The organism is Lentzea sp. NPDC060358 (assembly GCF_042725365.1).
Lineage (GTDB): Bacteria > Actinomycetota > Actinomycetes > Mycobacteriales > Pseudonocardiaceae > Lentzea.
Genome location: NZ_JBHXCW010000295.1, coordinates 1 through 8,555, shown reverse-complemented (window position 1 = coordinate 8,555; position 8,555 = coordinate 1). Strand labels below are relative to the sequence as shown.

Annotated in this window: 8 protein-coding genes; 4 read left to right on the top strand and 4 right to left on the bottom strand. The window is 71.6% G+C overall.

Annotated elements, in window-relative coordinates:
• Positions 1–146 precede the first annotated feature (146 nt).
• A complete protein-coding gene (locus ACFWGZ_RS36750) occupies positions 147–1,709 on the bottom strand; it encodes an FAD-binding oxidoreductase (RefSeq protein ID WP_382456201.1) in 1,563 nt (520 codons plus the stop codon).
• On the opposite strand from ACFWGZ_RS36750, the gene ACFWGZ_RS36745 reads away from it, so the two are divergent.
• Positions 1,708–2,283, top strand: coding sequence for a TetR/AcrR family transcriptional regulator (locus ACFWGZ_RS36745; protein ID WP_382456200.1), 576 nt, complete (start codon positions 1,708–1,710; stop codon positions 2,281–2,283). The genes ACFWGZ_RS36750 and ACFWGZ_RS36745 overlap by 2 nt on opposite strands.
• Positions 2,280–3,665 (top strand): glycerol-3-phosphate dehydrogenase/oxidase, encoded by a 1,386-nt coding sequence (locus ACFWGZ_RS36740; protein WP_382456199.1) that lies wholly within the window; start codon positions 2,280–2,282, stop codon positions 3,663–3,665. Before ACFWGZ_RS36745 ends, ACFWGZ_RS36740 begins: the two co-directional genes overlap by 4 nt.
• Before the next feature lie 67 nt (positions 3,666–3,732).
• Here the strand turns inward: ACFWGZ_RS36740 and ACFWGZ_RS36735 are convergent, their stop codons facing one another.
• From ACFWGZ_RS36735 to ACFWGZ_RS36725, 3 genes are read right to left on the bottom strand one after another with little or no spacing between them, the layout of a single operon-like run.
• A complete protein-coding gene (locus ACFWGZ_RS36735; protein WP_382456198.1) occupies positions 3,733–5,451 on the bottom strand; it encodes a WXG100 family type VII secretion target in 1,719 nt (572 codons plus the stop codon).
• Entirely contained in the window at positions 5,448–5,759 is a 312-nt protein-coding gene (locus ACFWGZ_RS36730) for a hypothetical protein (protein WP_382420093.1), read from the bottom strand. Before ACFWGZ_RS36730 ends, ACFWGZ_RS36735 begins: the two co-directional genes overlap by 4 nt.
• Positions 5,760–5,778: 19 nt before the next feature.
• The gene (locus tag ACFWGZ_RS36725) at positions 5,779–6,231 is read right to left on the bottom strand and encodes a YbaB/EbfC family nucleoid-associated protein (protein WP_382456197.1); all 453 of its coding nucleotides are present in this window, start codon (positions 6,229–6,231) and stop codon (positions 5,779–5,781) included.
• A 129-nt stretch (positions 6,232–6,360) separates the two neighbouring features.
• On the opposite strand from ACFWGZ_RS36725, the gene ACFWGZ_RS36720 reads away from it, so the two are divergent.
• Positions 6,361–7,269, top strand: a complete 909-nt coding sequence (locus ACFWGZ_RS36720) for an ABC transporter ATP-binding protein (RefSeq protein ID WP_382456196.1) — start codon at positions 6,361–6,363, stop codon at positions 7,267–7,269.
• Entirely contained in the window at positions 7,266–8,447 is a 1,182-nt protein-coding gene (locus ACFWGZ_RS36715) for an ABC transporter permease (RefSeq protein WP_382456195.1), read from the top strand. The genes ACFWGZ_RS36720 and ACFWGZ_RS36715 overlap by 4 nt, the downstream gene beginning before the upstream one ends.
• Positions 8,448–8,555 lie beyond the last annotated feature (108 nt).

Sequence of the window (8,555 nt, the reverse complement as noted above, 5' to 3'; positions counted from 1 at the left end):
GCTCGGCTGGGACACCCCAGCCGAACGCATGGCTAAACTCCTGACCCACGCCAGTTGATCACCCGCGTTGCAACGACCCCTGGAATCCACCAGATCGCCGGGGGCCCGCGCGCCGGGGGAAAGCGCGAAACAGCAGCCGGCCCCGATCAGATCAACTTCCCGGGGTTCAAGATCCCGGTCGGGTCGAGCCGGGCCTTGACCGCCCGCAGCACACCCACCCCGATCCCGCCGACCTCGGCCTCCAGCCACGCCCGGTGATCCCGCCCCACGGCGTGGTGGTGGGTGATGGTGCCCATCCGGGAGACAACATCGGAAGCGGCGACCTTCGCCCGCTCCCACTGCCCCACGGGATCCTGGAGATCCCGGGGCACCAGAACGGTGAAGTACAACGAAGCCCCGGTCTCGTAAGCATGCGAGACGTGGCACATCACCACGGGATCCCCGAGCTCGGAACGCAAGGCCTCCCGAACAGCTTCCCGGAGCGCGGAAACAGCGGACCACCGGGTAGCGGTCTCCAGCGTCTCCGCACAGATCCCGGCGTCCAGCAGGGCATCCCGCTGCCGGGGCCCGTTGAACCGCCCGTGCACCCAGGAAGCCCCCATCGCCCGCCCGAGCCGAACGAACTTCTTCCCGCGCAAGGCGGACATCGTCGCGGAACGAGACCGGCACTCCCACCCGAGGATCACCAGGCAGGGCTGCCGGACCCCGCGCAACCGCAGGTACTTCCGCACGACGCCGGCCCGCGAGCCGGCGAGGGCGAGAGCGACCTCCGTCTCGTCCACATCGGACAACCGGGTCACATCGGCGAGGGCCCCGGCCTGGGCGAGAGTGCGGACGAGATCGACCCCGGCCTCCCACCCGTCGACCACGAAGCCCTCGTACCGAGGAGCAACGGCCCGCGGCCGAACCCGGACCGACACCTCGGTGATGACCCCGAACACCCCTTCGCTGCCGAGAACCAGCTGCTTCAGATCAGGCCCGGCAGCGGAAGCGGGAGCGGCACCGACCACCCACTCCCCCACCGGGGTGGCGAGCCGGACCGACTCCACCATGTCCTCGAACCGCCCGTACCCGGACGAGGCCTGCCCGGCGGACCGGGTGGCGGCGAACCCGCCGATCGTCGCCCGCTCGAACGACTGCGGCACGTGCCCGAGCGTGAACCCGTGCTCTCCCAGCAACCGCTCGGCCTCGGGCCCGGTGACCCCGGCCTGCAACACGGCCACCCGGGAAACCGGGTCGACGGACACCAGCGCCCCGAGCCCGGCCAGGTCGAGGGCCACGACAGCCGGCTTGGACCCGCGCAGGGCCTCGACCCCGCCCACCACCGAGGTCCCGCCGCCGAACGGCACCACGGCGAGGTCGTGCTCGACGCAGACCTTCACCACCTCGGCGACCTCCTCGGGCGAGGCGGGCCGCACCACGGCGTCGGGCACCGCCGGGGTCCCGTGCCCCCGATGCCGCAGCAGGTCGAGGTAGGACAACCCGCCGGCCCGTCCGAGGCGGTCCGCGGCGTCGAGGGACACCGCGCTCACCGCCTCCAGCGCCGTGAACGCGTCCGCGGACAGCGAGGACTCGGGCACCTCGACCGGTACCTCCGGCAGCGGTTCCCCCAGCCCGATCCGCGTGCTGAGCCACGACAGCGCGTGCTCGGGCAACGGTGTCGTCTCAGCAGTCCATCTGGCCCTGGTCACTGCTACAGTGTTACACATGACGTCCCAACGTCACACCCACGACGCCCTGCTCGACGCCACCCGCGAGTGCGTGCTCGAAGTGGGAGTGCGCAGAACGACCCTCACCGACGTGGCGAAGCGCGCCAACGTCAGCCGGATGACGCTCTACCGGCGCTACCCCGACGTGGACCACCTGGTCCGAGCGCTGATGACGCGCGAGTTCGCCACGCTGCTGGAGGCGGTCGAGAACGCCACCAGGGAGGGCAACGCGCGCGAGCAGCTCATCCGGCGGTCCATCGACGCCATCCGGCTGCTGTCGTCGAACCCGCTGATGCAGCGCGTCCTGCAGCTCGACGCCGACCTGATGCTCCCGTACCTCACCGACCGCCTGGGCAGCACGCAGCGGCTGGTCGAGCAGTTCCTCGTCGGGCAGATCGAGGCGGGGCACGTGGACGGGTCGATCCGGTTCGGCGACGCCAAGACGCAGGCGCGCATCGTGCTGCTGACCACGCAGTCGATGGTGCTGTCGACGCGGCCCGCCACGTCCGGGCTCGACTTCGTCCCGCTGATCGAGGAGCTGGCGAAGCAGCTGGACGGAGCGCTGAAGCCGTGAACACGTCCCTGAACGCCACCCGCAGGCAGCAGGACCTCGAAGCGGCCCCGCGGGAGGTCGCCGACGTGCTCGTGGTCGGCGGCGGGGTCACCGGCGCCGGTGTCGCGCTCGACGCGGCCTCGCGCGGGCTGAGGGTCGTCCTGCTGGAGGCGCACGACCTGGCGTTCGGGACGTCGCGGTGGTCCAGCAAGCTCGTCCACGGCGGGCTGCGCTACCTCGCCAGGGGCGACGTGCTGCTCGCCCACGAGAGCGCGGTCGAGCGCGGCGTCCTCATGACCAGGACGGCACCGCACCTCACCCGCACGCTGCCGATGCTCTTCCCGCTGCACGCCGGCTCGAACCACTTCGTGATGGCCGGGCTGAAGGCGGGCAACGCGCTGCGCATCGCCGCCGGCACACCGGCCTCGGTGCTGCCGCGGCCGCGCCGGGTGCCCAAGCACGAGGCGCTGGCGCTGGTTCCCGGACTCGACCCGGCGAACCTCACCGGCGGTCTCCTCAACTACGACGGCCAGCTCGTCGACGACGCCCGGCTCGTCGTGGCGCTGGCCCGCACCGCCGCCGGGTACGGGGCGAAGATCCTCACGCGCGCGAAGGTCCTGGCGTTGCAGGGCGACGGCGCCGAAGCCCAGGACACGCTCACCGGCACCACCTTCACCGTCCGGGCGCGGGCCGTGATCAACGCGACGGGCGTCTGGGCCGGCTCGCTCGCGCCCGTGCGGCTGCGCCCGTCGCGCGGCTCGCACCTCGTCGTGGACGCGCGGGCCGCCGGGCTCACCGGCACCGCGCTGACGATCCCGGTGTCCGGCGAGCGCAACCGCTACGCGTTCCTGCTGCCCCAGGCGAACGGCCGCGCGTACCTGGGTCTCACCGACGAGCCGGTCGACGAGATCCCGGACGTGCCCGGCGTCCCGGACTCCGACGTGGACTTCCTGCTCCGGACCGCTTCCGCCGTCCTGCAGCGGGACCTGACGCGGGCGGACGTGATCGGCAGCTACGCGGGCCTGCGCCCGCTGCTGGAGGCCGAGGGCACGACGGCGGACCTGTCGCGCCATCACGCGGTGCTGAGGGCGCCCAACGGCGTGATCACGGTCGTCGGCGGCAAGCTGACCACCTACCGCAAGATGGCGGCGGACGCGGTCGACGCGACGAACCTGACGCAGGTCCTGTGCCGCACCAAGGACATCCGGCTGGTCGACGACCGGCCCGCGCCGACCACGCCGATCGCCCCCGGCGTGACCGAGGCCGACGTCGTCCACGCGATCACCCACGAGGGCGCGCTGGACGCCGACGACGTCCTGGACCGGCGCACCCGCATCGGCCTGGTGCCCGCCGACCGCGCGAAGGCCGCGCCGGAGATCGCGAAGCTGCTCGCGGCGGTCTGAGCACGAAGAACGGGGCGCCCCGTGCGGGACGCCCCGTTCTCAGCGCAAGAACATCAGTGCGGAGTTCTCACTCGCCGATGACCGGCTTCGCGGCCCTGGGCGGCTCGACGAGCGCGTCGCCCTCGATCCGCACCTTCCGCTTGTGCTCGCCGTCGCCGCCCTGCTGGCCGCCGGCCGCGCCACCCATGGGCATGCCGCCCATCATGCCGCCGCCCGCGCCACCACCGGGGCCGCGCGGGGCACCACCGGCGGGAGCGCCGGCCGCGGCCGCACCCCCCGTGGAACCCTGCTGCATGACACCGGCCGCGCCGCCGAACTGGGTCGCCGCGGTGCCACCGGCGCCGCCACCACCGGCCGGGCCGCCGAGGCCCGCCGGCATGCCGCCGCCTCCGCCACCCATGCCCTTGGGGATGCCGCCGCCTCCGCCACCGCCACCACCGCCGGCCGCCGACGAGGCGGACGCGCTGTGGTCGGTCGTCGTCGGGCGGTACCAGTCGCCGGTCCCGGTCGTCGGCATGGTGCCGATCGTCGGCACGGTGCCGATCGACGGGGGCTTGGCCACGCCGCCGCCGGCCGCCGTCGTGGTGTCCGGCTCCCAGTGGCCCGGCACCCAGCGACCCGGACCGGTGCCCGTGCCCGCTCCGCCACCGGCGCCACCACCGGCACCGGACGGGGTGTAGGGCGAGCCGACCTGGCCGCCACCGCCACCCGCACCGCCACCGGCGCCACCGCCCGCGCCGCCCTGTGAGGCGCCAGGAGGCGTGTAGATCGGCCGGACGGACGGACCGGCGCCGACACCCGCTCCCTGGCCGTAGGGGCCCTGCCAGCCGGTCGCGTCGCCGCCCTGGTAGCCAGGGCGGACGTTGCTCAGGCCGTCGCCACCGGTGTTGCGGCCGGGCGCCGCGCCGCTCACGCCGCTGGTGAACGTGCCGCCGGCGCCGCCGTGGGCCCGGTCCTGCTCGGAGCTGCCGAGGCCGTCGAAGCCGCCGGCGGTCGGCCGGCTGATGCCGCCGCCGCCCTTGCCCGTGTTCGCCATCGAGGAGATCGCGTCGATGACCTGCTCGGCGATCTTCGCGATGTTGGTGACCTGCTTGATGAGGTTCATCAGCTTCTGCACGGAGCCGACGAGCTTCTGCAGGAAGTCGGCCAGCTTCTTCGCGTAGTTGACCGCGGTCGTGACGATGTCCGCGATCGCGCCCGCGATGGCCGCGCCGAAGGTCAGGAACGACGCCGCCAGCCACTGGATGATCTTCATGACCATGTCGGACACGGCCTGGCTGATCAGGTCCATGATCATCTTGCGGACGGTGCCGACCAGCTCACCGGCGCCCTTGACCGCTCCCGCGATGCCCTCGACGGACTTCGCGAGCGTCTCGAGGCCGCCCGCGTGCTTCTTGGCGGCGGCGCGGTAGCCGTCGGCCGCCCTGCCCTGCCACTCGCGGGTCTGCGAGACGCAGATCTTCTGGTACTCGGCGGCGATCTCGTGGACCTGCTTGCCGGCGTTCTGGAACGACTGCGACATCCTGGCGATCGACTCGGGGCTGCCGAGCAGCACGTCGAACGGCTCGCGCAGGAAGTCGACGTGCTGGATGGCCCAGCTGAACCCGGCGGACAGGAAGCCGCTCAGCGGGTTCGAGGCCATGCCGACGATGCCCATGGCCGAGTTCGCGATGCCGAGGCCCGCGTTGACCCAGTCACCCCGCTCGATGGCCGAGTAGGTGTTCGTGATGTTGCTGATCAGCTGCTGGGTGTCCTGGCCGCTGGACTGCGTCGCGGGGGCGTTCATCCCCGGCCTCCCTTGAAGCCGAACATGTTGTCGAGGTCGACCTGCTCGTACTGCTCGATGGTCTGCTTGAGGCCCTGGCCCATGTCCATGAGCGAGTTGGCGGCCTTGCCGAGCCCGTCCTGCGACAGACCGGCCTCCTGGAGGACCTTCTGGGCCAGGAACCCGAGGAAGACGCCGAAGGCCTCGGTCGTGAGCGCGCCGGGATCGCACGTCTCGGTGGCCTTGCGCATCCTCTCCATGAGCCGGTCCACGCTCGCGGCGTGGGATCTCAGCTCATCGAGATCGATGTTGAAGTGTGAAGACTGCATCGCCTACCCCCTCCTGCACTCAGGCCATGACGTCGGGCGGGTTGGTGAAGTACTCGTCGTCGGGCCGCGTGTCCTTGCGCTCCAACTCCGACTTCGGTTCTTCCTCGTCGGTTCCGTCGCCCGCGTATCCGTTCGGCATCTGCGCCTTCACGAACTCGAGCGCGGGGCTGTCGCCGACGAAGTCCGTCATGATCTGCACGACGCGACCGGAGGCGTCCCGCTGGGCCTTCGTCGAGGCCGCGAGCACTGCCGATGCGATCTCGCCGGGGTCCATGCCGCGGGCTTCCGGCTTGATCCGGAGGTCGGTCAGCACGCCCGTGGCGTTGACCGTCACCGTGATCAGGCCGTCCGGCGAGCTGGCGCTCCCGCCCACCCCTCCGAGCTGGTCGCGGGCCTGCTCAGCGTTCTGCTTCGCCTGCTCGATCCTGGCCCCGTACGTCGCGAGCCACTGGTCCGGGTCAATGGGCTGCATGGTCACCCCCGTTGAGTGAATTGGTCGTTCGTTCGATTCGCCGTAGACGCCCGTATCGTTTCACCCGTTCCCTGCTCATCGATACTTTGAGTCGGATTACCGCCATCCGGGCTAACGAAGGGGTGCACCGTGCCTGAGGGGGTGCTGGAGATCGACGGGATCTCCAAGCGCTACGGGGAGGTCGTGGCCCTGCGGAACATGTCGTTCGACGTGCGCGCGGGCGAGCTCTTCGGGTTCGTCGGAAGCAACGGCGCCGGGAAGACCACGGCCATGCGCATCGCGCTGGGCGTGCTCGCGGCCGACTCCGGCGAGGTGCGGTGGAACGGGAGACCGGTCGACCTGGACACGCGCCGCCGGATCGGGTACATGCCGGAGGAACGCGGGCTCTACCCGCGGATGAAGGTCCTCGACCAGCTCGTCTACCTGGCCGAGCTGCACGGCATGGGCACGAACTCCGCCCACACGAGCGCGGAGAACTGGATCGCGCGCCTCGGGCTGCGCGACCGCCGCACGGACGAGGTCCAGCGCCTGAGCCTCGGCAACCAGCAGCGCGTCCAGCTGGCCGCCGCCCTGGTGCACGAGCCGGACGTGCTGGTGCTCGACGAGCCGTTCTCCGGCCTCGACCCGGTCGCCGTGGACGTGATGAGCCAGGTCCTGCGCGAGAAGGCGTCGTCGGGGGTGCCGGTGGTGTTCTCCAGCCACCAGCTCGACCTGGTCGAACGGCTGTGCGACCGCGTCGGCATCGTGAGCGCCGGTTCGATGGTCGCGAGCGGGACGGTGGACGAGCTCCGCTCCGGCGGGGCTGCCAGGCTGGTCGTGGAGTCGCCCTCGACCGGGTGGGCTGCCACGCTGGAGGGCGTGCGGGTGGTCGAGGAGAACGGGACGCGCTGCGTCCTCGAGCTCGCCGACGGCACCGACGACCAGACCGTCCTGCACGCCGCGCTCGCCGCGGGTCCCGTGCACGAGTTCTCCCGCCAGCGCCCGGCGCTGACCGAGCTGTTCCGCAACGTCGTGACCACCGAGAGCAGGAGTTCATGACGTCGTCGCGTTCGGTGGCGCTGGTGGCGAAGCGCGAGTTCGTCACGAAGGTGCGCACCAGGTCGTTCCTCGTCGGCACCGCGGTGATCATCGCCGTGCTCGCCGGCTACGTCGTGCTGCAGTCGGTGCTGTTCGACGACCGGCAGCACAGCGTCGTCGGCCTCTCCGGCCAGGCGACCCAGCTCGCGGACCCGTTGAAGGAGAAGGCGAAGTCGTTCGGCATCGAGGTCGAGACGCGCGACGTCACGACCGCGGGCAACGCCGAGCAGGAGGTCCGCGACGGCGGGCTGGACGCGCTGGTGACCGGTGCGCCGCCCGAGCTGAAGATGATCGTCAAGGGTTCCGGCGACGAGGTGCTGACGACGGCGCTGAACGACGTGCTGCGCCAGCAGGTGCTGACCGCGCAGCTCGCGGAGGCGGGCATCACCCCGCAGGAGGTCGCGGAGAGCCTCGCGAACGCGAGGGTGGCCGTCACGGCGCTGGAACCCGTTGACCCGCAACGAGGTCAGCGCCTCGCCATCGGGTTGATCGTGGCCGCGCTGCTGTACTACTCGCTGCTGGTCTACGGGACGATGGTCGCGCAGGGCGTGGTCGAGGAGAAGTCCAGCCGGGTCGTGGAGATCCTGCTCGCGACCGTCCGGCCGTGGCAGTTGTTGCTGGGCAAGGTGATCGGCCTCGGCGCGGTCGGCCTGCTGCAGCTGCTGGTGATCTCGTCGGTGGGCCTGGTGCTCTCGTCGGCGTTCGACGTCGTCGACGTCGGGACGCTCGGCGGGGCGGCGCTGCTGACGGGCGTGCTCTGGTACCTGCTCGGTTTCTTCCTGTACGCCACGGTGTTCGCGGCCGCCGCGTCGCTCGTGCCGCGGCAGGAGGAGCTGCAGTCGGTGCTGACGCCGATCAGCATGACGATCATCGTGGCGTTCGTGGCCGGCATCAACCTGATGATCGGCAGCCCGTCCGGCACCACCGTCACGGTGCTGTCGCTGCTGCCGCCGTTCGCCCCGATCCTGATGCCGGGCCGGATGGCGCTGGGCGTCGCGCCGGCGTGGCAGGTGCTGCTGGCCGTCGCGCTCGCCTTGGTCGCCATCGCGGCGATCACCTGGCTGGGCGGCAAGGTCTACGCGAACGCCGTGCTCAGGACCGGCGCCCGTGTGAAGCTCCGCGAGGCCCTCAGGACCTGATGGCCTGGTAGCGGTCGAGCGCGACCTGGCGCTCGACCGCGTGGTCGACGATCGGCGTGATGTCCGTCGAGTCGGGCGCGTACTTCCGCACGGAGGCGCCGTCCGGGT

What these genes read in the sequence shown, in the direction of transcription:
- ACFWGZ_RS36730 (WP_382420093.1), bottom strand. Translation starts at nt 5,759, where the DNA reads ATGCAGTCTTCACACTTCAACATCGATCTCGATGAGCTGAGATCCCAC.
- ACFWGZ_RS36735 (WP_382456198.1), bottom strand. Translation starts at nt 5,451, where the DNA reads ATGAACGCCCCCGCGACGCAGTCCAGCGGCCAGGACACCCAGCAGCTG.
- ACFWGZ_RS36750 (WP_382456201.1), bottom strand. Translation starts at nt 1,709, where the DNA reads ATGTGTAACACTGTAGCAGTGACCAGGGCCAGATGGACTGCTGAGACG.
- ACFWGZ_RS36715 (WP_382456195.1), top strand. Translation starts at nt 7,266, where the DNA reads ATGACGTCGTCGCGTTCGGTGGCGCTGGTGGCGAAGCGCGAGTTCGTC.
- ACFWGZ_RS36725 (WP_382456197.1), bottom strand. Translation starts at nt 6,231, where the DNA reads ATGCAGCCCATTGACCCGGACCAGTGGCTCGCGACGTACGGGGCCAGG.
- ACFWGZ_RS36745 (WP_382456200.1), top strand. Translation starts at nt 1,708, where the DNA reads ATGACGTCCCAACGTCACACCCACGACGCCCTGCTCGACGCCACCCGC.